The sequence below is a fragment of the Haloferax volcanii DS2 genome (assembly GCF_000025685.1).
GTDB lineage: Archaea > Halobacteriota > Halobacteria > Halobacteriales > Haloferacaceae > Haloferax > Haloferax volcanii.
Genome location: NC_013967.1, coordinates 719,140 through 745,383 on the forward strand (window position 1 = coordinate 719,140; position 26,244 = coordinate 745,383).

At 68.8% G+C, this 26,244-nt stretch carries 26 protein-coding genes; 10 read left to right on the top strand and 16 right to left on the bottom strand.

Features of this window, described 5'->3' with window-relative positions:
- Nucleotides 1-233 precede the first annotated feature (233 nt).
- On the top strand, nucleotides 234-503 hold the full coding sequence (locus tag HVO_RS08535) for a DUF7123 family protein (RefSeq protein ID WP_004044137.1): 270 nt from the start codon (nucleotides 234-236) through the stop codon (nucleotides 501-503).
- Between the two features lie 216 nt (nucleotides 504-719).
- On the opposite strand, the gene HVO_RS08540 is transcribed toward HVO_RS08535, so the two are convergent.
- The 13 genes from HVO_RS08540 to HVO_RS08600 form a co-directional block, all read right to left on the bottom strand.
- Complete coding sequence (locus HVO_RS08540) at nucleotides 720-1,343, bottom strand: winged helix-turn-helix transcriptional regulator (RefSeq protein ID WP_004044136.1); 624 nt, start codon at nucleotides 1,341-1,343, stop codon at nucleotides 720-722.
- Nucleotides 1,344-1,425: 82 nt separating this feature from the next.
- A complete protein-coding gene (locus HVO_RS08545; protein ID WP_004044135.1) occupies nucleotides 1,426-2,700 on the bottom strand; it encodes an SPFH domain-containing protein in 1,275 nt (424 codons plus the stop codon).
- 139 nt (nucleotides 2,701-2,839) lie between these two features.
- Nucleotides 2,840-3,442, bottom strand: a complete 603-nt coding sequence (locus HVO_RS08550) for an NfeD family protein (RefSeq protein ID WP_004044134.1) — start codon at nucleotides 3,440-3,442, stop codon at nucleotides 2,840-2,842.
- Between the two features lie 79 nt (nucleotides 3,443-3,521).
- Nucleotides 3,522-4,718 carry a restriction endonuclease gene (locus tag HVO_RS08555; RefSeq protein WP_004044133.1) on the bottom strand — a complete coding sequence of 399 codons (1,197 nt, stop codon included), beginning with the start codon at nucleotides 4,716-4,718 and terminating at the stop codon, nucleotides 3,522-3,524.
- A 423-nt stretch (nucleotides 4,719-5,141) separates the two neighbouring features.
- Nucleotides 5,142-5,390 carry a DUF7312 domain-containing protein gene (locus HVO_RS08560; RefSeq protein WP_004044131.1) on the bottom strand — a complete coding sequence of 83 codons (249 nt, stop codon included), beginning with the start codon at nucleotides 5,388-5,390 and terminating at the stop codon, nucleotides 5,142-5,144.
- Between the two features lie 44 nt (nucleotides 5,391-5,434).
- Complete coding sequence (gene pyk / locus HVO_RS08565) at nucleotides 5,435-7,192, bottom strand: pyruvate kinase (RefSeq protein WP_004044130.1); 1,758 nt, start codon at nucleotides 7,190-7,192, stop codon at nucleotides 5,435-5,437.
- A gap of 114 nt (nucleotides 7,193-7,306) precedes the next feature.
- Nucleotides 7,307-7,594 carry a hypothetical protein gene (locus HVO_RS08570; protein WP_004044129.1) on the bottom strand — a complete coding sequence of 96 codons (288 nt, stop codon included), beginning with the start codon at nucleotides 7,592-7,594 and terminating at the stop codon, nucleotides 7,307-7,309.
- A 71-nt stretch (nucleotides 7,595-7,665) separates the two neighbouring features.
- Complete coding sequence (locus tag HVO_RS08575) at nucleotides 7,666-7,971, bottom strand: hypothetical protein (protein ID WP_004044128.1); 306 nt, start codon at nucleotides 7,969-7,971, stop codon at nucleotides 7,666-7,668.
- A 130-nt stretch (nucleotides 7,972-8,101) separates the two neighbouring features.
- Nucleotides 8,102-10,324 carry a methionine--tRNA ligase gene (gene metG / locus HVO_RS08580; protein ID WP_004044127.1) on the bottom strand — a complete coding sequence of 741 codons (2,223 nt, stop codon included), beginning with the start codon at nucleotides 10,322-10,324 and terminating at the stop codon, nucleotides 8,102-8,104.
- A gap of 290 nt (nucleotides 10,325-10,614) precedes the next feature.
- The gene (locus tag HVO_RS08585; protein ID WP_004044126.1) at nucleotides 10,615-11,181 is read right to left on the bottom strand and encodes a YqaA family protein; all 567 of its coding nucleotides are present in this window, start codon (nucleotides 11,179-11,181) and stop codon (nucleotides 10,615-10,617) included.
- A gap of 48 nt (nucleotides 11,182-11,229) precedes the next feature.
- The gene (gene mfnA / locus HVO_RS08590; protein WP_013035565.1) at nucleotides 11,230-12,303 is read right to left on the bottom strand and encodes a tyrosine decarboxylase MfnA; all 1,074 of its coding nucleotides are present in this window, start codon (nucleotides 12,301-12,303) and stop codon (nucleotides 11,230-11,232) included.
- 129 nt (nucleotides 12,304-12,432) lie between these two features.
- Complete coding sequence (ppsA, locus tag HVO_RS08595) at nucleotides 12,433-14,718, bottom strand: phosphoenolpyruvate synthase (RefSeq protein ID WP_004044124.1); 2,286 nt, start codon at nucleotides 14,716-14,718, stop codon at nucleotides 12,433-12,435.
- A gap of 117 nt (nucleotides 14,719-14,835) precedes the next feature.
- A complete protein-coding gene (locus tag HVO_RS08600; protein ID WP_004044123.1) occupies nucleotides 14,836-15,084 on the bottom strand; it encodes a hypothetical protein in 249 nt (82 codons plus the stop codon).
- 77 nt (nucleotides 15,085-15,161) lie between these two features.
- On the opposite strand from HVO_RS08600, the gene HVO_RS08605 reads away from it, so the two are divergent.
- Nucleotides 15,162-15,761: a J domain-containing protein gene (locus HVO_RS08605; protein WP_013035511.1), complete on the top strand. Its 600-nt coding sequence runs from the start codon at nucleotides 15,162-15,164 to the stop codon at nucleotides 15,759-15,761.
- A 37-nt stretch (nucleotides 15,762-15,798) separates the two neighbouring features.
- Here HVO_RS08605 and HVO_RS08610 read toward each other — a convergent pair whose 3' ends face one another.
- Entirely contained in the window at nucleotides 15,799-16,578 is a 780-nt protein-coding gene (locus HVO_RS08610) for a DUF7839 domain-containing protein (protein WP_004044121.1), read from the bottom strand.
- Nucleotides 16,579-16,708: 130 nt separating this feature from the next.
- On the opposite strand from HVO_RS08610, the gene HVO_RS08615 reads away from it, so the two are divergent.
- On the top strand, nucleotides 16,709-17,401 hold the full coding sequence (locus HVO_RS08615) for a metallophosphoesterase (RefSeq protein ID WP_004044120.1): 693 nt from the start codon (nucleotides 16,709-16,711) through the stop codon (nucleotides 17,399-17,401).
- Nucleotides 17,402-17,444: 43 nt separating this feature from the next.
- Here HVO_RS08615 and HVO_RS08620 read toward each other — a convergent pair whose 3' ends face one another.
- Nucleotides 17,445-18,722, bottom strand: a complete 1,278-nt coding sequence (locus HVO_RS08620; protein ID WP_004044119.1) for an NAD(P)/FAD-dependent oxidoreductase — start codon at nucleotides 18,720-18,722, stop codon at nucleotides 17,445-17,447.
- 94 nt (nucleotides 18,723-18,816) lie between these two features.
- Between HVO_RS08620 and HVO_RS08625 the strand changes: the two genes are divergently transcribed.
- The 7 genes from HVO_RS08625 to HVO_RS08655 all read left to right on the top strand — a co-directional run bounded on the left by HVO_RS08625 (nucleotide 18,817) and on the right by HVO_RS08655 (nucleotide 25,493).
- Nucleotides 18,817-19,986 (top strand): threonine synthase, encoded by a 1,170-nt coding sequence (locus tag HVO_RS08625; protein ID WP_004044118.1) that lies wholly within the window; start codon nucleotides 18,817-18,819, stop codon nucleotides 19,984-19,986.
- An 86-nt stretch (nucleotides 19,987-20,072) separates the two neighbouring features.
- Nucleotides 20,073-20,768 carry a metal-dependent transcriptional regulator gene (locus tag HVO_RS08630; RefSeq protein ID WP_004064329.1) on the top strand — a complete coding sequence of 232 codons (696 nt, stop codon included), beginning with the start codon at nucleotides 20,073-20,075 and terminating at the stop codon, nucleotides 20,766-20,768.
- Nucleotides 20,765-21,466 (top strand): TMEM165/GDT1 family protein, encoded by a 702-nt coding sequence (locus HVO_RS08635; protein ID WP_004044116.1) that lies wholly within the window; start codon nucleotides 20,765-20,767, stop codon nucleotides 21,464-21,466. The genes HVO_RS08630 and HVO_RS08635 overlap by 4 nt, the downstream gene beginning before the upstream one ends.
- A 122-nt stretch (nucleotides 21,467-21,588) precedes the next feature.
- Complete coding sequence (locus tag HVO_RS08640; RefSeq protein WP_004044115.1) at nucleotides 21,589-22,236, top strand: LysE family translocator; 648 nt, start codon at nucleotides 21,589-21,591, stop codon at nucleotides 22,234-22,236.
- A gap of 135 nt (nucleotides 22,237-22,371) precedes the next feature.
- Nucleotides 22,372-23,418 (top strand): NAD(P)-dependent glycerol-1-phosphate dehydrogenase, encoded by a 1,047-nt coding sequence (locus HVO_RS08645; RefSeq protein ID WP_004044114.1) that lies wholly within the window; start codon nucleotides 22,372-22,374, stop codon nucleotides 23,416-23,418.
- Between the two features lie 269 nt (nucleotides 23,419-23,687).
- Nucleotides 23,688-24,329, top strand: coding sequence for a DUF420 domain-containing protein (locus HVO_RS08650; RefSeq protein ID WP_004044113.1), 642 nt, complete (start codon nucleotides 23,688-23,690; stop codon nucleotides 24,327-24,329).
- Nucleotides 24,330-24,434: 105 nt separating this feature from the next.
- Nucleotides 24,435-25,493, top strand: a complete 1,059-nt coding sequence (locus HVO_RS08655) for a glycosyltransferase family 4 protein (protein WP_004044112.1) — start codon at nucleotides 24,435-24,437, stop codon at nucleotides 25,491-25,493.
- A gap of 108 nt (nucleotides 25,494-25,601) precedes the next feature.
- On the opposite strand, the gene HVO_RS08660 is transcribed toward HVO_RS08655, so the two are convergent.
- On the bottom strand, nucleotides 25,602-26,225 hold the full coding sequence (locus HVO_RS08660; RefSeq protein WP_004044111.1) for a halocyanin domain-containing protein: 624 nt from the start codon (nucleotides 26,223-26,225) through the stop codon (nucleotides 25,602-25,604).
- Nucleotides 26,226-26,244: the final 19 nt, after the last annotated feature.

Sequence of the window (26,244 nt, forward strand, 5' to 3'; positions counted from 1 at the left end):
GGTACGCTCCGCTTAGACGGAAGTTCGGAGCGCTCGGGCGTTCGACGGCGTGCCGGTCTCTCCCGACTATCTCCCCATTGATGTGTCCGCGTCGCGTGGCTGTTAGGCGACTGTACCTGCGACGGCGCGGTGGGGCCTCCCCGAGGGCTCGTTTTTGGGGGAAATCGCAAGACTGCGACGTGTTAAGCTCCCGTACCAAACCCCTGATAGGCGTCTCGTCTCTCTGTGTAGGTATGAGCACGACCGCCTCCGCCGCCGCGGTCGAGGGCGAAGCCCCCGACACCAAACCCAGCCTCTCGGAGAAACAGCGCCGCATCCTCGACTACCTCCGTTCGAACGCCGGCGCGAAGACGTACTTCAAATCCCGCCTCATCGCCGACGACCTCGACCTCTCCGCGAAGGAGGTCGGCGCGAACATGCGTCCCATACTCGACGGCGACTTCGACGTGACCGTCGAGAAGTGGGGCTACTCCTCCGGCACAACGTGGAAGGTGACCGTCTGAGCCCCCGCTGACGCTTCACTCTGCCCCCGCCGCACGCCGTCTCCGGCGTGCACCCCGGCGCGTCCTCCCTCGCGCCACCACGCACGGAACGCCGTCGTCTCCCACCCCACGTCGTTCCATCCCCGCTTTTTCGGTTTTTTTTCGCGTCCCAGCGCCGCCGCTGAATGTTCCGGTTCCGAATCGACGGAGCAGCGCCGGCACCGACTCCCGGCCCGGTCAGGGGTCGAAGCGGATGAGGTCGGCCGCGTCGTCAGCGAACGCCGCGGCGTCGGAGCCGAAGGAGTCGGCGTAGCGAATCAGCAGCGTGATAACCGTCTCAGGGTTGCGGACCGCGTAGCCGTCCTCGCGCGAGAGGAGGCCCACGGCGTCGAGTTCCTTCGCGTAGGTGCTCACCGTCGCCCGCGAGACGCCCAGTCGGGCGGCGAGTTCGCTCCCCGTCGCCGCGGGGTCGCGAAGCAGGTGGACGAGCATCCCGCGCGGCGTGTCGCGGCGCAGGTAGCCGAGGGTGACCTGCTCGAACTCCGAGAACCGGCCCGCGGGGAAAAACCGCTTGTAGTCGCCGTCGCGGCTGACTTCGAGGGTGCCGTCGTCGACGAGGTTCCGAAGGTGGTACTGCGTCTCGCCGGTTCCCAACTGGAGGTCGTCGCGGACCTTCGAGAAGTGCGCGCCGGGGGTCGAGGCGACGTAGCCGACGATGGCGTCCCGCGCGTCGCTCGACCCCGACGAGTCGTCCTCGCCGTCGTCGCCGCCCCCGAGGCCCACGAGCGGCGTGGCGGCCCCGAGCGCGGCGAATCGACGGAGGGTCGCGCGCTTGTCTTCGTCTACCCGGCGGTTCGACATCTACCACCACATACGAGACGGCGCGAAGAAAAGGGCTTCGGCGTGTACACCCGTCCGAATCCGGGACGGTCCGGCGACGCGACTATTCGAGGTCCTTCTCGAAGGATATCTCGCTTTCGTCGTCGTCGGCCTCGTCGGCGGCCGGTTGGCCGTTACCCGCGGAGTTCGCGTCCGCCGAGCCGTCGGTCGCGGCCGCGTCCCCTGCGCCCTCGCTTTCCGCGACGACCTCGTCGGACGACTTGATGGGCTGTTCGTCCTCGTCGGCCTCGGCGATGACCTCGTCGGGCGACTTGATGTCGTTGACCTCCGCGCCGGCCTTGATGGCCTCGGCCTCCTGTTCGAGCTGTTCGACGTTCATCTCCGCGGCTTGGTCTATCTGGCCGAGGATCTCCTCGATGTCGTCGAGGCCGATGAGCTCGCGGGTCTCCTCGTCGAACTGCTTGCTGGAGAGGCCCTCCATGTCCTGTACGTCGGAGCCGGTGAGCTGTTTGCCGTAGCGGCCGACGAGCGAGGTGAGCTCCTGCGGGAGGACGAACGTCGTCGACTCGCCCTGTCCGATGCGTTCGAGCGTCTCCATGCCTTTGTCGATGATGGCGCGCTCGCCCATCGACTCGGCGGACTTCGCGCGGAGCACCGTCGAGATGGCGTCACCCTGCGCTTCGAGAATCTGCGACTGCTTTTCACCCTGCGCGCGGATGATGTTCGACTGCTTTTCACCCTCGGCCTGCTCGACGGCGGAGCGGCGCTCACCCTGCGCTTCGAGAATCATGGCGCGGCGGCGGCGCTCGGCGGAGGTCTGCTGCTCCATCGCCTGCTGCACGTCGGCGCTGGGGTTGACCTCGCGGACCTCGACGGACTCCACGCGGACGCCCCACTCGTCGGTCGGCTCGTCGAGCTCCTTGCGGATGCGGGCGTTGATTTCCTGGCGCTTGTTGAGCGTGTCGTCGAGTTCCATGTCGCCGAGGACCGCCCGGAGCGTCGTCTGGGCGAGGTTGGAGACGGCGCGCTTGTAGTCGTCGACTTCGAGGAACGCCTTCTTCGCGTCCATCACCTTGATGTAGACGACCGCGTCGGCCGTGACCGGCGAGTTGTCGCGCGTGATGGCTTCCTGCCGGGGCACGTCGAGCGTCTGGGTCCGCATGTCGAACGCGTAGGTCCGAGAGACGAACGGCGGGATGAAGTTGATACCCGGTTCGAGGAGCCGTCGGAACTCACCGAACACCGTGAGCGCCTTCTTCTCGTAGGCGTCCACGATTTCGACCATCTGGTACACCGTCACGATGGCGAGGACGAGCACGAGGAGGCCGACGACGACGCCTCCGATACCCAGCCCCGCTTGGAGGGCAAGTAGGTCCATACGCCCGCCTTGGGTTGGCAGAATGATAAGTATTCGTGTGATACGGGCGTCACGTCGGACGGTTTCGGGGCTGACGGGGCGTCAGATGGCGGTTCGGGTCGGTGGCGGTTCGGGCCGACCACGGCGTCGTGGCCGGAGGTCAGACGCCTTCCGTGCCCTCGCGTTCGAGTTCTTCTTCGTCTCGCTCCGCGGACTCCTCGTGCCGCCGCGCCCGTTCGCGGGCGAGTTCGCGGTCGATCTCGTCCTCGCCGGGACCGACTCCCTCGACGGTCACGACGTTGCCGCCGCCGGGGTCGACGACGATGACCTCGGTTCCCGCCTCCAGTTCGCCGTGGACCGACCGGGCGGCGTAGTAGGGGTTGAAGCCGCCCTCGTCGAGTTTGACCTCGCCGCTGGTCGGCGTGACGCGCTCCGTGACGCGCCCCATCTTGCCCGTCAGCGCGTCCGAGTCGCTCGTCTTCCCTTCTCCCTTCCCACCGTAGATATCGAGCTCTCGGTAGCCGTAGAGCGCGAGCGCGCCGAAGACGAAGACGAGCAGCCCGAGAATAATCGGGCTTGCCAGCGGTGCGATGAGGAGACCGGCCAGCCCCGCCGCGAGGAGGGCCACGCCGAGGACGACGAAGTGCGCGCCGGGGGCGATGGCCTCCGCGAGCGACAGGCCGAGCCCCGCGAGCACGAGCAACAGCGGGAGCGTCTCGGGACTGACGAGACCGGTCTGTAACGGGAGCGGCGGGTATGCCATACCGGGTCTAGGGCCGTCGCCCGATTAAGGATTGAGGGTCGAACGCGGCGCGCGTTCGACGCGCCGGATTCGGCCGCGCTCAGTCGTCGCCGTTCGGGTCGGTCGAGACTGCGTCGTCGTGGACGAACGCCACGGTGTCCTCGTTGGTCGGCTGGACGAGGACGGTCCCCGTGGTCGCGTTCGTCGGCACGGTGAAGACGGTCCAGACGTGCGCGTCATCGCCCGGGGCGAACAGCCCGCCGTTGTCGAAGCCGGTCGCGTTCGACAGCGGTTGGTGCCCGTATCTGACGCCGTCCGATTCGAACACGAGCGCCGACTGCGACAGGCTTCCGGGCGAGTCGCCGGTGGCCGTCGCGTTGAAGCCGACGACGACGAACCGCTCTCCCTCCGGCGGGGCGTACGTCTGATTGCCGACCCGAAGCGTGTCGGTCGTTCGGGCGTTCCACCGGGCGACCACGTCGGCCGAGTCGGCGCTCGCACTCGACAGGGCGGAGACGGAGACGCCGTGGTCGCCCCCGGAACCGCCGCCGCTCGACCCGCCGAGTCCGTCCAGCATCGGCCCGAGCACGGCGACGGAGCCGAGCGCGAGGACGAGCAAGAGGACGGCGACGACGACGACGCGAACGCTCGGCGGCGACCCGGATTTCAGGTCGTCGACCGACGACGGAAGCCTGTCGCGGAGCGAGCCCGCCGAGGAATCGCCGCCACCGCCGTCACCGCTATTGCCGCCGTTATCGCCGTCACCACCACCGGCGTCGCCACGGCCGTCGATGAGCCCAGCGAGTCGCTCGCGGACGGCGGCTATCGGGAGCGACGCCAACGCGTCTTCCACGGGTTCGGGCAGGTCGAACGGCAGGCCGAACTCGACCTCGGCGGTCTCGAACACGTCGCCGTCGGTGTACTGCTTGACGGTCTGTTCGAGGCCCTCGTCGGCGACGGTCTCGCCGAGTTCGTCGCGGTCGAACAGCGTCACGTCGTGGTTCGTGGCGAACCCGCGGACCGCGTCAGCGAACTCGCCTTGCGTGGCGACGACGACGGTGTCGACGCCGCGCTTTTTCGCGTGCGCGACGAAGCCCTTGATGTGCTCGGTTTCGACGGTCGTCTCGACGGTCGGGAGCACGAGCATGAGTCCCTTCGTGCCGTCGCCGCGCTGGCCCTGCACGAGGTATCTCCCCTCGCCGCGGGGCTGGGCGTTCGTCTGCCAGTTCCGCTGCGTCCAGAGGTCCGAGAGAAAGCGGACGAACTTCGTCGGTTCGAGTTCGACGAGTCTCGTCACTGTTCGCGGCCCTCCGAGCCGTCGGGGGCGGGTCGTCGGTCGTGTCCGCGTCGTCGGTCGTGTGTCATCTTGTCGTCTGGGTGTTCGTCGGCGTCGCAGCCGCCGTGCGGCCGGTTCGGTGCGAAGCACGCGACGGCCGGGAGGGATATCGTCGCCACCGTGGGTTCGCCACCGCGGGTGGGTCCGTCGCGGGCGCGGGCGGCGCGACCACCGGCGTCGGAACCCGGCGTGCCGCGGAGCGCACCGACGCGGCGACCACCACGGGAGGTGTGCGGACTGCGCGACTCAGCTCGGCTGGGCCGGGGAGTTGGCGGTGGTTCCCCTCGGGGTCACATAAATCAACAGTCCCGATTATCAAAACAGAAAGTCGGACGGCGGAAGCCGGCTCTCACAGTGGGTCGCGGTCTGCGTCCGGTGGGTCGCTCAGAACGCGCCCGGGTACACGGTGACGACGACGAGTCCGACCGCGAGAAGGACGCCGAGCAGGACGAACACGATGTTCTCCGCCCGCGGCGACTCGGGTTCGATGGGAAGTTGTTCGACCTCCGGCTCGTCGTCGATGATGCCGTCGGGACCGACGTCGTCGACGCCGAAGCGCCACTCGCTGTCGCCGTCGCCATCGCCGTCACCGTCGCGGTCGTCGTCGGCCTCGGGAGAGGGTGCGCGGGACATCGACTCGTGCGTAGGCGTCGCGGCGGGAAAGGGCTACCGCACTCCTACCGGCTGTCGCGGTCGTGGTTGATGACGTCGCCCTCGTAGACGATGCCGCGCTCGGCGTGGAGCGTGACGGTCGCGCCCTGCGCGATGGTCTTCGGCAGCGGCGCGCCCGAGACCATCGGGATGTCGAGTTCGCGCGCGACGAGCGCCGGGTAGCCGGTCATGCCCGCGCGGGCGTCGACGATGCCGGCGAGCTTGTCGGCGTCGCCGTCGAACTCGCCGTCGAACTCGGACGACAGCGCGAGAACCGCGCCCTCGGGGACGTCCGTGAGGTCGCCGTCCTCGGTGCGGTAGAGGGGGCCGGCGACGCGGCCGCCGACGATTTTCCGGCCCGTGGCGACGGGCTCGGCGGCGACGTGGACCTTGAGCATGTTCGTCGTGTTCGTCCCTTCGAGCTCCGTCATCATGCCGGAGAGGACGACGATGGTGTCGCCGGACTCCGCGACGCCGGCGTCGAGCGCGGCGGTGACGGCGTCGTCCATGACGCCCTCGACGCTCGGGCTGTAATCGGCGTACTGCGCCGAGACGCCCCACGAGACGGCGAGCTGGCGGCGCGTCCGGTCGTTCGGCGTGACGGCGACGACGGGCACGCCGGGGCGGAACTTCGCGGTCTTCCGGGCGGTGTAGCCGGACTCGGAGACGGCGACGACGGCCGCGGCGTTCACGTCGCGGGCGAGGTAGCGCGCCGAGCGGGCGAGCGCCTCGGTGCGGGAGCCCTCGTCGGCGGTCGGGACGCGCTGTTCTTGGCTCTCGTCGTACTCGGGGCTGGCTTCGACTTCCTTGACGATGCGGGACATCGTCTCGACGACGCGGACGGGGTGGTCACCGACTGCGGTCTCGCCGGAGAGCATCACGGCGTCGGTGCCGTCGAGGACGGCGTTGGCCACGTCGGACGCCTCCGCGCGGGTCGGGCGGCGCGAGCGGACCATCGAGTCGAGCATCTCGGTCGCGGTGATGACCGGCACGCCCGCGGCCTGCGCTTTGCGGATGGTGCGCTTCTGGATGATGGGCACCTCTTCGAGGGGGCACTCGACGCCGAGGTCGCCGCGGGCGACCATCACGCCGTGGGCCGCCTGGATGATTTCGTCGAGGTTGTCGACCGCGCCGGCGCGCTCGATTTTGGCGATGATGGGAATCTCCGCGCCGAGGTTCTCGAGGGTGTCGCTGATGGTGTAGACGTCCTCCGCGTCGCGGATGAACGAGGCGGCGACGTAGTCGACTTCCTTCTCGGCGGCGAGCTTCAGGTTCTCGTAGTCGGAGTCGGTGATGAGGTCGATGTCGAGGTCGACGCCGGGGACGTTCACGCCCTTGCGCGAGCTGAGCTCCCCGCCGGAGACGATGGTCGCGTGGACCGAATCGTCCTCGACGTACTCGACGGTGGCCTCGATGCGGCCGTCGTCGAGGAGGATGGTGTCGCCGGCCTCCGCGGCGGTGATGGAGTACGACAGGCCGACGGCCTCGGGCGTGGCCTCGTCGCCCTCGTAGAAGCGGACCTCGCTTCCGGTTTCGAGGTAGATGTCCTCGTCGATGTCGGCGGTTCGGACTTCGGGGCCTTGCAGGTCGAGCATGGCCGCGAGCGGTTCGTCGGTCGCGTCGTCGACGGCGCGGATGCTGTCGATGACGTCGGACCGGTGTTCGACGTTGCCGTGGCTCGCGTTCATCCGGGCGACGCTCATGCCGGCGTCGGCGAGCCCGCGAATCGTCTCTCGGTCGAACGACGCGGGACCGAGGGTACAGACGATTTTTGCGTTTCTCATGGCGTCGCCTACGAGTGACTGATAAAAAAGCCCGATGATGAACTCGGTGCCGAGTAACGGGTTCGCATACGTACTCTCTATAGTTCGCCCGTCGAACTGACCGCTCGGGCGGCCTCACGGGATCATAATGGTCGTTTGATAAATTTCTCCGTCGTATCTGACGTATCCCGGGTCGCGGAACTCGTTTCTGTCCGTTCCTTCCCGGAGCGTCACGGGCTCGCCCCCGAGCGCCTGCCGGAACGCAGACTGTTGGTCCGGGGCGAGGTTCTGGTACGAGACGGCCCCCTCGCTCTGCGGGAGGTCGTCGACTCGGGTGACGCTCAGCCTCGCCGTCCCGCTTCCGCCGCCGAGACAGCCCGTCGAGAGGACGAGCGCCGCGGCGAGCAACACGCTGACTCGCATGGACGGCGCTCCAGCGTCGCCGCTCAAATCGGCTCCGGTCTCGGGGCGGGATTCGAGCGCCGAACGCCGGCTCAGTCGGAGACGGTTGTCCGGTAGATGTCGCCGTCGTACCGAACGTAGCCGGGGTCGACGAACTCGTTTCGCGCCGATTCGTTCGGTAGCGCCACCGGCTCGCCGGTCGAGACGGCCTCCGCGAACATCTCGCGCTGGTCGGGGTCGAGGTTGCCGAAGGCGACCGCGCCCTGTCCCTGCGGGAGTTCGTCCACGCGCTCGACGGTCAGGGTGCCCGCGCCGCCGCCGGTGACCGCGGCGACGACGCCCGCGAACACCGCGAGTGCGACGACGATTCCGACCGCTTCCCGTCTTCCGATTCGCATGGCCGACGCTCGGGGGGCGGCGCAGTTAGGCGCTGTGGTCCGCGTCTGCCACGAGGACGGTATCGGCAGCGACACGGCGCGTCGAAAAAATCGGGTCGCGGTCGGTCGCGTATCGGGTCGGAGCGGCCGTCTACTGCACCTTCGTGCCGGGGACGGCGTCGCCGTGGGTCGTCAGGATGTCGGCCTCGTCGCCCGCGGCCAACAGCATCCCGTTGGACTCGACGCCGAACAGTCCGGCCTTTTCGAGGTTGGCGACGATGACGACCTTCGAGCCGGCAAGCGAATCGAGGTCGTGAAGCTGCTTGATGCCGGCGACGATTTGGCGCTCTTCGACGCCGATGTCGACGGTGAGCTTGGCGAGTTTGTCCGCGCCGTCGATGCCCTCGGCGGCGACGATTTCGCCCACGCGGATGTCGAGTTCTTGGAACTCCTCGAAGCTGATGCGGTCGTCCGCGATGGGTTCGAAGTCGATGTCGGCGTCGGCGTCGGTGTCAGCGTCCATATCCTCCTCGGCGTCCCCGTCGGACTCGTCGCTTTCGGATTCCGTCTCGGCCACGCGCGCTTCGAGCTTCTCGTTGAGCTCCTCGACGCGCTCGTCTTCGATTTTCTCGAACAGTGCCTCGGGCTCACCGAAGGACGCCGGCGGGGCCTCGAAGGCGTCGTCGACGCCGGTGTCGGCCACCGAGCCGTCTTCACCGAGCTGTTCCCAGAGCGCCTGCATCTTCCCCGGCGCGACGGGGAAGAACAGCACGGCGATGGCCTTCGCGATTTGGACGCAGTCGCGGATGACCTGCGCCGCGGCCTCGGGGTCCTCGTCGGTGAGCTTCCACGGCTCGTTGCGCTGGATGTACTCGTTGCCGAACTGCGCGAGGCGAACGGCGGCGTTGCCGGACTTCCGGACCGAGTAGTCGTTGATGCCGGCTTCGAACTCGTCGATAGCCTCCTCGATGCGGGCTTCGACTTCCTCGGACACCTCCGCAGCGCGAGACCCCGTCTCACTGGCCTCCGAGTGTAACTCGGAGACATCCGGCGTCCCCTCGAAGTTGCGGTACGCGAACAGCATCGACCGGTAGAGGAAGTTGCCGACCGTGCCGACGAGTTCGCTGTTCACGCGGTCTTTGAACTTCGACCACGAGAAGTCCACGTCCTGCTGGAAGCCGCCGTTGGTGGCGAGGTAGTACCGAAGCAGGTCGGGGTGGAAGCCCTCATCGAGGTACTCGTCGGCCCAGACGGCGCGGTTGCGCGAGGTGGAAAAGCCCTTGCCGTTGAGCGTGATGAAGCCGGAGGCCATGACCGCGCGCGGTTCGACGTAGCCCGCGCCGCGGAGCATCGCCGGCCAGAACACGGTGTGGTGCTGGATGATGTCGCGGCCGATTATGTGGACGATGTCTCCCGCGTCCTTCCACGCGACCTCCCAGTCGAACGTGTCGGCGCCGACGCGCTCCGTGTACTGCTTGGTCGAGGAGACGTACTCGACGGGGGCGTCGACCCAGACGTACAGGACGAGGTCGGAGGTGCCGGACGGCGACGAACTGCCGTCCGACTCGTCGCCCTCGTCACGCCCAGACTCCGTCTGGTCTGCCTCCGAATCCTCGGCGGATTCGGAGACGCCCGGGTAGTCGATGCCCCAGTCCATGTCGCGGGTGATACACCAGTCTTGCAGTTCGCCCTCGATCCACTCGCGGGGCTGGTTCCGGGCGTTCGAGGTGCCTTCGAGGCGGTCGATGAACTCCTGCAGGTAGTCTTGGAGGTCGGAGACGGCGAAGAACTTGTGCTCGCGCTCGCGGTACTCCGCGGGGTTGCCGGTGAGCGTCGAGGTCGGGTCTTCGATTTCGCCGGGTTCGAGGTGGCGGCCGCAGCCCTCGTCGCACTCGTCGCCGCGGGCGTGAGCGCCGCAGTACGGACACGCGCCCTCGACGAAGCGGTCGGGGAGCCACTGGTCCGCGTCGGGGTCGTAGGCGACCGGAATCTCCTTTTCGTAGACGTAGCCCTCGGCTTCGAGGGTGCGGACGATTTCCTGCGTCAGTTCGGTGTTCGTCTCGTCGTGGGTGTGGCCGTAGTTGTCGAACTCGATGTTGAAGCGCGGGAACGTCGCCTCGTACTTCTCGTGGTGGCGGAGCGCGAACTCTTCGGGCGTGACGCCCTCCTTCTCGGCGTTGACGGCGACGGGGGTACCGTGCATGTCCGACCCGCTGACGAAGGCCGTCTGCTGGCCGAGTGTTCGCAGCGAGCGACTGTATATGTCGCCGCCGACGTACGTTCTGAGGTGGCCGATGTGGAGGTCGCCGTTCGCGTACGGCAGTCCACACGTCACCACCGCTGGGTTCTCCGTGGGGAAGTCCTCGTGACTCATATATGTCGTGTATCTCGGAAGCGGGCCTAAAGCCCGCCGCTTCGGATGCGTCTGTCTGGCGGTGCGATTCTGCCCCGAGGTTCGCCGGGTCCGACCGTCGTCTCACGTTACCGAGGCGACGATTGGAGGCGGGTCCACCCGCGGCTAAAAGGGAGCGCGCATACGCATGTTGTCGGGGAGACCCGTCGCGGTCACACCGGTACTGAAGCCGAGCGGGCGTATAAATTGTTGGGACACTCCGGCAACGCTCGGTGTGCTCGGGACGCTTGGGGGCTCGCCCCTCGCCCCAATCAGAGGAACGCCAGCGCGGCCTCGATGCCGATGACGGTCACGACGAGTCGGCCGCAGGAGCCGACGAACGTCGCGGCGGCGAACTTGAGGTAGTCGTCTTCGAGGACCGAAAACGCGTAAATCGAGAGCGTGTCGGGAAAGCCCGGCACGCAGAGCGCGGCCGCGAGCCCGGCGAAGCCCCAGTTCTGTGCGATTTGGACGGCCTTGCGCTCGGTCCAGCCCATCACGTCGACGGGCAACCGTTCGAGCGCCCGCTCGACGTAGCCCGACTCCTTCGTCTGGCGGCCGATGTGGAACGCGAAGACGCTCCCGGCGGCCTTGCCCGCGCCGCTGACGAGGATGATGACCGCCAGCTTCGCGCCGTGGGAGAGGCCGAGGTCGAGCGGCGCGGCGAGGACGATTTCGCTCACGCCCGGGAGGGCGAAGGCGATGAGAAACGAGTAGGCGAAGATGATGACTAGCCCGACCCAGCCGGTGGCCGTCTCGACGAGCGACGAGAGCCACGAGAAGTCGGGGTACAGACTGAGCGTCAGGTCTGCGAGCGATGCGAACGCGGTGAGGGACACACGAGAGAGTCGAAGCCAGTCGGTTGTAAGTTTTCAGGTTCGGACCGGTCAGTTACGCGCCGGTCCCGACCGGAGGTTGTCGAGGTCCGAGAGGAACGACCGGAGCGACTCGCGGGAGACGTGCGGCATGCAGACGATGCGGAGTTCGCCGCTCGCGGTCCGCGAGATGCGCCAGCCGAGGTCGCGGAGCGAGTCGAACTGTTCGTCGGGGACGCTCGCGGCGACCAGCGGGAGTTCGGGTTCGACGGCGTCGTAGCCGCGGGCGCGGAGTTCGTCGTAGAGCCAGTCGGCGTTCGCCTGCTGGCGCTCGTAGGCGTCGCGGTAGCCGTCGGGCCAGAGTTCGCGCATCGCGGCGGCCGCGGAGGCGACGCCCGCGCCGCTTCGAGTCCCGGTGAGGCTCGCCTGCGACGCGGATTCGAGGTACGGCGTATCCACCGCCAGCGAGTCCACGACCGACTTGTCGCGGAACAGCAGGCCGCCGGCGGGGACGACCGCCTGCCCGTACTTGTGGGGGTCGATGGTCATCGAGTCGACGGGGGCGTGGGCGAACGACCACTCGTGGTCGGTGAAGGGGAGGACGAAGCCGCCCCACGCGGCGTCGACGTGCATCAGCGCGCCGGCGTCGTGGGCGACCGCGGTCAACTCGGGAATCGGGTCGACGCGGCCGAACTCGGTCGTGCCGGCGACGCCGGCGACGAGGACGGTGTGGTCGTCGACCGCCTCGCGGACGGCCGCGACGTTCGCGCGGTAGTCGTCGTCGACGGGCACGACGCGGAGTTCCACGTCGAGTACGTCGGCGGCCTTCTGGAAGCTGAAGTGGATGCTCTCGGGGGCGACGACGTTCGGGTCGTCGTCGCGGGCGTGGTTTCGCGCGGCTCGGATGGCCTGGATGTTGGCTTCGGTCCCGCCGCTCGTCACGTAGCCGTGGGGGGCCGGGAGGCCGGTGATGTCGCCGAGGTACGAGAGTGCGTCTTCTTCGAGGGCGGCGACGGCCTGATAGGTCGCCGGGTCGCCGGGATTGGTGGCAAAGAACCGCTCTGCGGCCTTCCGGGCGGCCGGGTGCGGTCGGGTGCACATCGAAGAGAGGACGCGGTCGAACTCCTGCGGTGCCGCGCGCTGCATGTATCCCACTATAACCACACCCAGTATATCGGTTCCGCTCCATTGCGCCGCGTCGCCCAGCCGACGGCCACCGCTACGGGGACGAGAAAAGGCGGAACGCGGGTGTTCAGTCCTCGACGCTCGCCGGGGTCAGCGGACGGAGTCGAGGAGGAGTCGCTGTTCGACGCGCTTGACCTCGTGTTGCACGTCGCGGACGGCGTCGATGTTGGCCGAGATGGAGCTGACGCCCTTGTCGACGAGGAACTGAACCATCTTGGGCTTCGAGCCGGCCTGCCCGCAGATGCTCGTCTTCACGCCGACCTCGCGACACGTCTCGATGGTGTCGCCGATGAGTTTGAGCACCGCCGGGTGCAGTTCGTCGTAGATGTCGGCGACGTGCTCGTTGTTGCGGTCCACCGCGAGAGTGTACTGCGTCAGGTCGTTCGTGCCGAAGGAGGCGAAGTCGATGCCGGCGTCGGCGAGTTCCTCGATGCAGAGCGCCGCCGCGGGCGTCTCTATCATGACGCCCCACTCGCGCTTTTCGGGGTCGATGCCGGCCTCGCGCATGTGCTCTTTCGCCCGCAGCACGTCCTCCGCGTCGTTGACGAGCGGGAACATGACTTCGAGGTTGTCGTAGCCCATGTCGAACAGGCGGCGGAACGCTTGCAGTTCGAGGCGGAACACGCTCGGGTTGTCGAGGCCGCGGCGGATACCGCGGTAACCGAGCATCGGGTTGTGCTCGCGCGGCTCGTTTTCGCCGCCCTCCAGCTGTCGGAACTCGTCCGTCGGCGCGTCGAGGGTGCGGACGCGGACCGGCCGCGGGTAGAACTCCTCTGCGGCCTCGCGGACGCCCGAGACGATTTCGTCCACGTAGGCGCGCTCGCCGTTCTGTTCGATGAACCGCCCGGGGGTCTTGCCGAGCGTGAGTACCATGTGCTCGATACGGAGCAGGCCGACGCCGTCAGCGCCCGTTGCGGCGGCGCGCTCGGCCGCTTCGGGGATGGAGACGTTGACCTTGACCTCGGTCGCGGTCATCGGCTTGACGGGCGTCTTGGGGCGAGCCTCCTCGACGGGCTGGCGCTGTTTCTCCTCGGGCTCTTCGCCCTCGCGGACGGTTCCCTTGTCGCCGTCGATGGTGACGACCTCGCCGTCTTCGAGCGTCTTCGTCCCGTCGCCGGTGCCGACCACCGCGGGCACGCCGAGTTCGCGGGAGACGATAGCCGCGTGGGAGGTCATCCCGCCCTCGTCGGTGACGATGCCGGCGGCGCGCTTCATCGCGGGCACCATGTCCGGCATGGTCATCTCGGTGACGATGATGTCGCCCTCGGCCACTTGGTCGAGGTGGTCGAGTTTGGTGACGATGCGGGCGCGGCCGGAGGCGATGCCGGGGCTCGCGCCGAGGCCGCGGATGAGCACGTCGTCGCCGGTCGCGGTCGCCCGCGAACTCCCGCTGCTGTCGCCTTCGCTTTCGGTTTCCTCGCCGTCGTCGCCCTCCGCGATGGTCGTAATCGGGCGCGACTGGAGCATGTACACCTCGCCGTCGTAGACGGCCCACTCCACGTCCTGCGGCTTCTCGTAGTGGTCTTCGACCAACTCGCCGAGTTCGAGCAGGCGGGACACCTCGTCGTCGGTCAGGACGCGCTCGTGCCGGCGACCGTTCGGCACGTCGCGCATGACGGTCTCGCCGCTTTCCTCGTCGCGGACGCACATCGTCTTCTTGTCCGCGATGGTCGCCGTTTCGACCTCGCCGGTCTCGCGGCTGACGACGTAGTTGTCGGGCGAGACGGTGCCGGAGACGACGGCTTCGCCGAGGCCCCACGCGGCCTCGATGATAATCTCCTTCTTGCCGGTCGAGGGGTGTCGGGTGAACATCACGCCGGACTTCTCGGCGTCGACCATCTGCTGGACGACCACCGCGATGTCGACCTTGTCGTGGGGGAAGCCCTTGCGGTTGCGGTAGTAGATGGCGCGCTCGGAGAACAGCGAGGCCCAACACTCCTTGACGCGGTCGAGGAGGTCCTCCTCGGTGACGTTCAGGAACGTCTCCTGTTGGCCCGCGAAGGAGGCGTCCGGCAGGTCCTCGGCCGTCGCGGACGACCGGACGGCGACGAAGGCGTCGCCCTCGCCGACGCTCCGGTAGGCGTCGAGGATTTCCTCCCGCACGTCGTCCGGCATCGGCGTCTCCATGATGAGGTCGTGCGCCGTCTCGTGGGCCGCCTGCAGCGCCTCGGAGTCCTCGTGGTCGACCTCGACCGCGGCGAACAGCTCGTCGTCGATGCCCGCGTCCTCGATGAACGCGCGGTACGTGCTCGCCGTCACGACGAATCCCGGCGGGACGGGAAGCCCCGCACCGGTTAGTTCGCCCAGCGACGCGCCTTTCCCGCCGACCAGGTCGAGGTCGTCAGCCCGTACGTCGTCCAGCCAGACTACAGCCATGTGATGTTCGTATGGTCCCGCACCCCGATAAAGAAGTTTGCGAACGAAACAAGTATGAATGAAAACTCACTCGAAGGCGAGTATGAAATTGCGGCGTCGACCCGGAAACGGCCGTTCTCATGACTCTCGGCGCGCCCGTCCGTGTTCTTCGCAGAGGATTTCGCCGGCGTCCGGGTCGAGATAGAACGGCGACCCCGCTTCGACCGGCTTCCCGCAGATCGCACAGCCGTCGTCGTGTCGGAGGAAGTACTTCCCCTCGGCGCGGCCCGTCTCCAGTCGCCCGGCGGCGACGGCCGGTCGCGTCAGTCCCTCGCCGATTTGCGTGCGCTCCGCGCTGTCGGCCTCCTCGAAGCGAATCGGTCGCATACCAACGCGTGGGCCGCCGGCGGCAAATCGGTACGGGCAGCGGGGGGTTCATAATCGCTCGTCCCGTGATTTCTAGCGTGCTTCCGGAGTGGGTCTTTCTGCTCCCGCCGTGGCTCCTCGTCGGCCTCGCCGCGGGTGCGGTCGCCTCCGTCGTCGTCGCCGGCGTCTTCGTCGTCGGCGGTCGTGTCTTCCCGGAGCGGCGGGTCTCCCGCGGCCCCCGCGTCGACGGGACGGGCCGCCGCCGCCACGAAATCCGCGACTACCTCACCGCCATCGACGAGCGGTTCGTCGAGGACCGCCCGGTCCGCGGCGAGACGGTGGCGTTCTTCCTCCCCGACCGCGGCGTCGCCATCACCTTCGACGCGCAGGCGTTCTTCCGCCTCGAACGCGCCGGCGTCTACGCCGTCCTCTGCGAACACGAGATGCCCGGCGGCCAACTCGGGCGGCGGCTCCCCTTCGACGTGCCGGACGTCGAGCCCGAACTGGCCGACCTTGACGACCCGGTGTCGGCCGCGTTCGACCGCCTCGACCTCCCCGCGACCGCCTCCTCCGAGGCCGTTCAAGACGCCTACCGCGCACGGGTGAAAGACGTGCATCCCGACCACGGCGGCGACCGAGAGCGGTTCCGCGAGCTACGGAAGGCGTACACGATGGCGCGAGAACACGCCGAGGGCTGAGAATTCGACTGCGAGAAAAACCGAACCCGGCGCGGAGCTACGGCTCCGTCACCTCGAACAGCACGCCCGCGTCGCGGAGCGCGTCGGTCACGCGCCCGGCGGTGTCGGTGCTGGCGACGACCGCGACGTCGAGGCCGCGGGCCGCGGCGTCGGCGGCGACCTCGCCCGGCGCGAACCACGTCCGCACGTCGACCGACGCGTGGCGGCAGGCGACGACGGCCTCGATGCCCGCGGCGACGACGATGTCGGCGTCGTCGCACGCCGCCGCGAGCGCGTCCGAACCGACCGCGTCGGACTCGGCAAGTCGCGCCGGCGGCACTTGGAGCACGCGGACCGAACCGGGTTCCATCTCGATGACGCCCTCGAAGCCGGTGACGCTGGCCGCGCCGCCCGCCTCGGCGTCGGTGGTGGCGACGCCGATGGCCGGGCCGTCGTCGCCGGGCGTGGCGTGGAGCAGTCCCTCGCGGAGCGACAGCGTCACGGTGTCGCCGGCCGCCACGTCCTCGGTGACGATTGCGGCGTCCTCGTTGACGCTCTCCAGCACGTCGTCGGTGACGTGTTCGGCGAACCGCTGGAGGGCGCGAGCCTCCTGAAACAGCCAGTCCACCCCCTCTTTCGTCACGCGGTAGCGCGACCGGCCCTGCTTTTCGACGAGCCCGTCTTCGACGAGGTCGCGGATGTACTCGGAGACCGCCTGACTCGTCACCCCGACCGCCTCGGCGATTTCGCCTTGGCTCACCGCCGGCTGTCGGTCGGCTATCTCGGCGAGGATGCGAAACCGGGTCGCGGTGCGCTTGTCCTCCAGTGCGCCGCTCATGTGCCGAACGTGGGACGCACTGACTAAAAAGGCCCCTGCTCCACCACGCGGTTCGACCGCCCGCTCGCAGGCCCTCGGCGCGGCGCGCGCCTCCGGTGGTAATTTGTCTCCGCCGACCCTCCACTCGGCCGTGACCAGCGTCTCCGTCCGCGAGCGCGCCATCTTTCTCCCCGACGCCGACGCGCTCGTCCTCGCGGACCTCCACGTCGGCCGAGCGGACGCCTCGGCGGTCGATTTCCCGCTCGGCGAGGGCACCGACCTCGCGGCGCGCCTGCGAGCCTACTGCGCCGAGTTCGACCCCCGCGAAGTCGTCTTCGCCGGCGACGTGCTCCACCGGTTCGACCGCGTCTCGGAGCGCCACGTCGCGGCCCTCGAAACCCTCGCTGAGACGTGCACTGACGCCGGTGCCGACCCGGTGTTCGTCGCCGGCAACCACGACACGATGCTCGCGGCGGTCCAGTCGGGCGAGGTTCACGACGAGTACCGCCTCGCTGACGGGACGCTCGTCTGCCACGGCCACCGCGACCCCGACGGCGACGCCGAGCGCTACGTCGTCGGCCACGACCACCCGACGCTCGCCGTCGAGGGCCGCCGGCGGCCCTGCGTCCTCTACGGACCCGACGCCTACCGCGGCGGCGACGTGCTGATGTTGCCGGCGTTCACCCGTCTCGCCGCGGGCGTCGAAGTAAACGGGATGCGAGGGGCCGACTTCGACTCGCCGCTGGTGCGCGAGGCGGGTCGCTTCCGGCCGCTCGTCCGCGACGCGGAGGCGGGCGAGACGCTCACGTTCCCGCCGCTGGGGGAGCTTCGACGGTTGCTCTGAGAGTCCGAGGCGGACGGGTCGAAAAACGACGTGGGGCGCGCGATTACGACAGGTCGTCGCGGACGGCGTCGGCCGCCTCTTTCCCGCTCCGCATCGCGCCCTGAATCGACGACCACGCGGTGTAGTCGCCGGCGAGGTACGCCCGACCGGGGGCGTCGCGGGCGTCGGGCAGGGACTCGTGGACGCCCGGCGGCTGGGCGAACTGCGCGAAGGAGATGTAGTCGGTGTGGAGCAGTTCGAGGTCGTCGAAGTAGCGCTCGGGGTACCACGCTTCGAGCGTCCGGCGGGTCTTTTCGAACAGCGCTTCCTCAGATTCGTCCTGCGCGGCCGCGCCGAGGAACGTCGCGTTCAGAAGTTCTCTGCCCGGCGGGGCGTACTCCGGCGCGACCGTCGACAGCGGGACGACCGTGTTGGGGTCGGGACTCGGAGCGTTGAGCATGATGCGCTTGCCCGCGTCGAGTCCGCTCCCGCTCGGGAGCGTGTAGTACTGGGTGACACAGCCGTGGGCCCCGGTCGGAATCGACCCGACGCCGGTCAGCCGGCGCGCCTCCTTGGGGTCGGTGGCGACGACGACCGCGTCGGCTTCGAGCGACTCGCGGCCCGTGGTGACGACCGCGCCGTCGCCGCGGGATTCGACCGATTCCACGCGCTCGCCGAGGCGGAACGTCGCGCCCTCGTCGCGGGCGGCGTCGGCAAGCTGTTCGGGAACCGCCCCCATCCCCGCCGCGGGGACCGCGGTGCTCCCCGTCGAGAGCATCTTGAAGGTGTACTCGAACACCCGCTTCGACGACGAGAGCGAGCGGTCGAGCGTGATGCCGCCGTAGAACGGCGCGACGAAGTGCTCGATGTAGTCCTCGGAGAAGCCCCAGTCGCGGAGGTACGACCGGATGCTCCGGTCGGCGGCGGCGAAGATTTCGTCCTCGTCGCGGGTGCTCACGTCCTGTCTGAGCGCCAGCGTCCGGAGCTTGTCGCTCGTCGTCACCTCGGGGTTGCGGACGGACTCGAACAGGCTCCCGATGTCGCGGAGGGGATCGGAGAGCACCGCGCGCCTGCTCGGTCGGCAGATGGTCGCGCCGGGCGTGAACCGCCGGAGGTCCAGCGCGTCGAGGTCGAGTTCCCGCCGGACCGCGGGGTAGTCGGTGAAGAGGACCTGAAACCCGCGGTCGAGCGTGAAGCCGTCTTTCGTCCGGGTGCGGACCCGCCCGCCGACGTCGTCGCGCCGCTCCACGACGGTCACGTCGGCCCCGTCGTCGGCGAGGTGTCGCGCGGCGACGAGGCCCGCGAGGCCCGCGCCGACGACCGCGATGTGGCTATCGTCCATACCACGTCTCTCGGACGGGCGACACAAAGCCGCTACGGGTGGCGGCCATCGGCCGACGGGAAGGGCTTAGTCCCTCCCCCCGTAAGCCCCGCCCATGCAGACGTCTGACAGCTTCTCCGGGCTGGTGTGCACGGAGACCGGCGACGAGTACGACGCGGCCGCGACCGGCCCGAGCGACGCCGACGCGCCGCTCGACCCCGCCTACGACCTCGACGCGGTCGAGTGGGACGCCGAGACGCTCGCCGCGCGCCCCTTCGACACGATGTGGCGCTACCGCGAACTGCTCCCGTTCGCGGAGCCGGTGACGGCAAACGAGGGCGCGACGCCCCTCGTCGCGGCCGACGCGCTCGCCGAGGAGGCCGAGGTCGGTTCGCTCCTCATCAAGGACGAGGGCCGCAACCCGACCGGAACGTTCCTCGACCGCGGCTTCTCGCTCGCCGTCACCGCCGCGCGCGAGGCCGACGCCGAGGTCGTCGCGCACGCCTCGCCCGGCAACGGCGCGCAGTCGGCGGCCTCCTACGCGGGCCTCGTGGACGCTCGCTCCTACGGCTTCGTCCCCTCGCGGACGCCGTTCCCGAACAAGGCCATGGTGAACGTCCACGGCGGCCAGATGAAGGTCGTCGGCGGGCGCTACCCCGACGCGCTTTCGGCGCTCCACGAACAGCTCAAAAGCGACTGGCACACGCTCCAGGAGTTCGACAACCCCTACCGCCACGACGGCGCGAAAACCATCGCCTACGAGGTCGCAGAGCGCCTCGACTGGTCGGTCCCCGACTGGGTCGTCGTCCCCGTCTCGACCGGCGAACTCGCCTACGGCGTCTACAAGGGCTTTTCCGACCTCGTCGAACTCGGATTGGTCGAGTCGATGCCCAAGCTCGTCGCGGCGCAGTCGGTCGGTTGCTCGCCCGTCGCCACCGCGTGGGAGGCCGACAGCGACACTCACGAGGCGTGGAACCAGCCGGACACCATCGTCGGTGAACTGGAGATTCCCGACCCCACGGGCGGGTCGCTCGCGCTCCGCGCCGTCCGCGAGTCCGGCGGTGCGGCCGTCGCCGTCAGCGACGACGACGCGCTCGAATCCGCCGTTACTGCCGCTCAGTCCGCCGGCGTCGAGGTCGGCCCAGCGGGCGGCGTCGCGCTCGCCGGCGCGTGGGAACTCGCGGACGAGTTCGACGAAGACGACACGGTCGTCGTCGTCAACACCGAATCCGGGACGAAGAACGCCGACATCCTCCGCAGCCACCTGATGGGACAGGGCGTCTGAGCGCCCGATTCGGTCGACTGGTCTCCCGCTCGAACCCTCTCGTTACCTCCATCAGACTTTTACTTTAGACGCATCTAATCCGTGGTATGTTGAGCGACGTGATGGAGGACTATCTGAAGGCTATCTACACGCTCCAGATGGAGCAGGGACCGCCGGTTTCGACCTCCGACATCGCGGAGTATCTCGGGAAAACGCCGCCGACCGTGACGAGCATGGTCGGCAAGCTCGAAGAGCGCGGGCTGGTCGACCGCGAGAAGTACAAGGGCGTCGAACTGACCGCGGAGGGCGAGACGGTCGCGCTCGAAGTGCTCCGACACCACCGCCTCTTGGAGGCGTACCTCACCGAACACCTCGACTACTCGTGGAGCGAGGTCCACGACGAGGCCGACGCGCTCGAACACCACATCAGCGAGGAGTTCGAAAAGCGGGTCGCGGCCGCTCTCGGTGAGCCCGAGGTCGACCCCCACGGCGACCCCATCCCGAGCGCCGACCTCACGCCCCCGGACTCCTCGGGGCTGTCGGCGCTCTCCGACTGCGAGGTGGGCGACCGCCTCGTCGTCGCCCGCGTCAGCGACCGCGACCCCGCGGAGCTGGAGTATCTCTCCGAGGCGGGCGTCACGCCCGGCACGACCATCGAAGTAACCGATATCGCCCCCTTCGGGATGGTGACGGTCCTCGTCGGCGACGGCGGCCGCGAGCAGAGCCTCCCGGAGTCGGTGGCCCGAACGATTCGCGTCCGACCGCCCGACGAGCCGAGTAACGAGGAGGTGTCGCCCGCGTGACCGGCTGGTGGGAGATTCTCGTCGTCGCGCTCGTCACCCAGCTTGCGGTGCTGCCGGGCGAGAAGGTCCAGTTCATCATCGCGGGGCTGTCGACCCGCTTCGACCCGAAGGTCGTCGTCGCGGCCGCGGGCTCGGCGTTCGCCATCTGGACGGCGCTCGAAATCCTGCTCGGACAGGCGCTCAAGAACGCGCTCTCGCCGGCCGCGCTCGACGCCATCACCGCCGTCCTGTTCGCCACGTTCGCGGTGTTGCTCTACCGCTCCGCGCCCGACGCGTCCGCGGAGAGCGAGGCCGCGACCACCGACGGGGGAGTCTCCGGCCTCGACGACGCGCCGACCGTGTTCGGCCGCGAGCTGTCGACGCAGGGATTCGGCGGTTTCCTCCCCATCTTCGCCATGATGGCCGCCGGCGAGTTCGGTGACAAGACCCAGCTCGTCACCATCGGGCTGGCCGTGCAGTACGGCGCGACCTCGGCCATCTGGGCGGGCGAGATGCTCGCTATCATCCCGGTGAGCATCGCCAACGCGTACTTCTTCCACCGGTTTTCCCACCGGTTCGACACGCGCAAGGCGTACCTCGGCGCGGCCGGCCTGTTCGCCTTCTTCGCCGCCGACACACTCCTCTCCCTTGCCACCGGATTCTCCGTCTGGGAGACGCTCGTCGGCACCGCCAGCGACGCCGTCCTCGCGCTGTTCTGACCGGCCGCGCGCGCCCCTCGCCGGCCACGACCTCCGCACCGTCGCTTCCGCGCCATTTTTCACGGTATCGCGCCCAAAGGAGAGCCATGTCTACCCTCCTTCCGTCTCTGGGTGCCGGGCTGGTGTTCGGGCTGGCGCTCGCCGCGCCGCCCGGCCCGATGAACGCCGTCATCGCCGAGGAGAGCGTCGTCCGCGGGTGGACCGCGGGCGCTCGCGCCGGTCTCGGCGCGATGAGTGCCGACGCGCTCTTTTTCGTCCTCGCGGCGCTCGGCCTCGTCGCGTTCGTCGGGCAGTTCCCGACGGTGCAGGCCGTCATGGTCGGTGCCGGCGGCGTCCTCATGCTCTACTTCGCCTACGGCGCGGCACAGGAGATGGACACCACGTTCCGCGAGGCCGCCGACCCCGACGAGGACAGCGCGGGCTTCACGAAGGCGTTCGTGCTCGCGCTGACGAACCCCTACCAGATTCTGTTCTGGCTCACCATCGGCGTCGGCCTCTTGGAGACCGGCACCGTCGACGTGCTCGCCCACACGCCGTATCTCGGGGCGTCGCTGGCGAACCTCCTCGTCGTGGAGACGGGAAGCCCGGCGCTCATCCTCGGCTTCTTCGGCGGCATCGCGGTCTGGGTGACCGGCTTCCCCGCGGCGCTCGTCGCGGCCGAACAGCGCGTCGACTCCTTCGCGTCGGCCGTCGCCGCCGTCAGCGCCGTCGTCCTCGGCGGCTTCGGCGTCGTCTTCATCTGGGACGCGGTGCGGTCGCTCGTGCTCTGACTCGCGGACGCGCGACTGCTCGAAACCGCAGCCCCCCGAAACCGGCTCGCAGCCCCGCGATTTCCGCCGGGCGTTCGGCGCGCCCCCGTCTCCGAGACGAGAAACACTATGAACCGTGGTGGTCGATTCCCGCGTATGTTCGATAAATCGACGTGGATTAAGCTGCCCCGGAACGTGCTTCAGGGCCACGGCGTGCTCGACGACCTCTCGGCCGCGGTCGACGAGCTGTACCTCTCCGGCGACCCGTTTCTCGTCACGAGCCCGTCGCCCGACCGCATCGCCGGCGACCGGGTCCGCGACCAGTTCGACGGCATCACGTCTATCTCGCTCGACCGCGCGAGCTTCGAGTCGGTCGAGCGCGTCGTCGACGCGGCCCGCGAGGCCGACGCGGGCTACCTCATCGCCCTCGGCGGCGGCAAGCCAATCGACGTGGCGAAGATGGCCTCCGACCGCCTCGACTGCGGTTTCATCTCGGTCCCGACGGCGGCGAGCCACGACGGCATCGTCTCGGGTCGGTCGTCGATTCCCGAGGGCGACACCCGCCACTCGGTCGCCGCCGACCCGCCGCTCGCGGTCGTCGCCGACACGGAACTGCTCGCGGAGGCCCCGTGGGAGCTCACGACCGCCGGCTGCGCCGACATCATCTCGAACTACACCGCGGTCAAAGACTGGGAACTCGCCCACCGCCTGAAGAACGTCGAGTACTCCGAGTACGCGGGCGCGCTCTCGCAGATGACCGCCGAGATGCTCGTCGGCAGCGCCGACTCCATCAAACCGGGCCTCGAAGAGTCCGCCTGGATAGTGACGAAGGCGCTCGTCTCCTCTGGCGTCGCCATGTCCATCGCCGGCTCCTCGCGGCCCGCGTCGGGCGCGGAACACCTCTTTTCGCACCAGCTCGACCGCATCGCGCCCGGAAGCGCCCTCCACGGCCACCAGGTCGGCGTCGGCTCCATCATGACCGAGTACTTCCACAGCGGCGCGCGCGGCGAGTGGACCGACATCCGCGACGCCCTCTCGACGATGGGCGCGCCGACGACTGCCGACGAACTCGGCATCGACGACGAGACGATTATCGAGGCGCTCACGACCGCCCACGAGATTCGCGACCGCTACACGATTCTCGGCAACGGCGTCAGCGAGGAGGCGGCCATCGAGGCCGCGACCATCACGGGCGTCATCTAAGCCCACCTTTTTACGCCTCGGGTCGCGGAGCGACCACTCGCGGAAAAACCTGGAGGGAAAAAGCCACGAGACTCGGCCTCCGGCCTCGCTCGTGGTACCGCGCTTTCGTGTCACACGACGTGACGTTCTCGGGACTCCGTGACGCGGGGTTCCGACCGAAGCAAGTCGACTTCGCACAGCCGCTGGAGTGAGTCGACTCTTGGTGGTACCGCTCTCAAACGCCGTCCGGAACCCGAAGACGGAATACGTCGTCTTCCCAATCCCCGGCCATGGCAACTGCGAGCGCAGACAACCCCCTGAAGGAACACCCCGCGGCCGCGACCGCCGTCCTCTCGGTGGTCGGGTACGCCCTCGTCATCGGGACGTTCCTCGGCGTCGTCCCCGGAAGGGTCTTTCCCGACCTGTCGCTCCCACAGGTGAATCTCCTCTCGGACGCCATCGCCGTCGTGAACACGGTGAACGTCCTCGTCATCGCGGCGGGCTGGCGCTGGATTCGTCGCGACGAGGTCCGGAAGCACGCGGCCGCGATGGTCACGTCGTTCGGCCTCATCCTCGTCTTCCTCGTGATGTATCTCGCGAAAATCGGCGGCGGCGGCACCAAGGAGTTCGTCGGCCCCGCGTTCGCGTACTACCCGTATCTTGCGATGCTGGCGATTCACATCATCCTCTCTATCGTCTCGGTGCCGGTCGTCCTCTACGCGCTCATCCTCGGGATAACCCACTCCGAGCGCGAACTCCGGACCGAGACACCCCACCGGAAGGTCGGCCGTATCGCGGCCGGCGCGTGGCTCGTCTCGCTCGCCCTCGGCGTCGTGACGTACCTGCTTCTCAACCACGTGTACAGTTGGGAGTACACGGTTACCGCCGTCGAGTCCGCGGGCGCGCTCCTCGCGCCCGTCGTCGGGGTCTGAGGCGCGTCGCCCCGGCGAACCGTTCCCCCGCGGCGCTCCGGTTCCCGGTCGCGTCGCGTCCTCGAAAACTGTGGATTTTTATTGCGCGGCGTAGTGGCGGCGAATATGCGAGTCGCGCTCGTCTCGATGTACACGACGCACCACGAGGAGACGGGAGCGACCAGACGGCTCCGGCGAACGGCCGAACTCCTCGCCGAGCGCGACCACGAGGTGACGGTGCTCTGTGCGAAGTGGTGGGACGGCGAGGTTGTCGAGTTCAAACAGGACGGGGTGACCTATCACCGCGTGACTGACGCGCCCGCCGTCGGCGGCTTCGCCTCCCGCGTCCCCTTCGCCCTCCGCGAGGTCTCACCCGACGTGATTCAGGTCGCGAGCTACCCGCCGTGGCACGTCACGGCGGTCAGGACCGCGGCGCGGTTCCTCCGGACGCCGGTCGTCGCCGACTGGTGGACCCGCGACGACCGCGGCGGCTCGCGGGCCTACCGGCGGGCGGCGAAGTCCCCGAACGCCGTCTTGGTCCCCTCGGAGATGGTCCGTACGCAGGTTCGCGAACTCGGCGCTGCGGTCGATTCGACCCATCTCGTCCCCGAGCCCATCAACATGGACCTCGTCCGGAGCGCAGACGCCGATGAGCGCGCGGACGTGGTGTACGCCCGCGACCTCGACGAGCACGCGAACGTCGAGAGCTTCCTCCTCGCGCTCGCGGAACTCCGCGACAAGGACTGGTCCGCGGTCGTCATCGGCGACGGCCCCGAGCGCTCGACGGCCGAACAGACCGCCCGCGACCTCCGCATCGACGACCGCGTGGAGTTCCTCGGCGAACTCTCCGCGAACGAGGCGGTGCCAATCATGAAGGGCGCGCACGTCTTCGCGCAGACCGCGACGGTCGAGCCCTTCGCGACGAACCTGCTGTGGGCGCTCGCCTGCGGCTGTGTGTCCATCGTCGAGTATCAGGCGCGGTCGTCGGCCCACGAACTCGTCGAGGGGCGCGAGCGCGGGTCGCTCGTCACGAGTCCCCAAGAGCTGGCGGACGAAATCGTCGCCGCCCGCCGGTACGACCACGAGACGGTCGACGACGACTTCGCGCGCTACGACTTCCGACGGGTCATCGAGCAGTACGAATCGGTCTACGAGACCGAGCGCGACGACTACGGCTTCTTCTGAGTCGACCGCCGCGGCGGCTGTCGCGGTGGCGGCCGTCGTGACGGCGACCGAAGTCGGGCGAGCGCGGCCGCTCGCGACTGGCAAAAATCGAGAGGAGTGACGACCGCGTCAGTCCTGGACGTCGTAGTCGCCGCCGTACTTCATGAAGAAGTACGCGAGGCCGAGCGTCGCGATCATCGCGAACGTCGTCGCAACGCCGAGGGACTTCGCGCTGTCGGGGACCTGCGGGCGGCTCGGGCCGCCGCCACCGCCGGTGCTGACGGTCGGCACGTCGCCGCCGACGGCGACCGCGCCGAGCATCCCGAGCGCCTCGTGGGGCACGCAGTGGTACTTCGTGATGCCCGCGTCGCCCTCTTCGAAGGTGTACTCGTAGGTGCTTCCGGCCTCGGAGACGGCCGCGCCGGAGTCGAGCGACGCGCCCTCGCTCGCGACGACGTTGTGGCCGCCGCCCTCGCCGGTCCACTCCCACGTCACGGTCGTGCCGGTGTCTATCCAGACGCCCGCGGGGGAGAACGCGAGTGCGCCGCCGTTACCTTCTGCGCCCACTTCGATGGTGACCTCGCTCTGGCCGCGGAGGTCTTCGTACCCTCCGTCGATGCCGTCGAGGTGGCCGCCGAAGTCCGGTTCTTCCGTCTGCGCCGCGGCCGTGCCGGAAGTGGCGGCGACCGCCGCGCCGCCAGCGGCCGCCCCGAGGAACGCCCGCCGAGACATATCCACGTTGCCGTCGGTCATGTCCGCCGCTTGGTGTGGG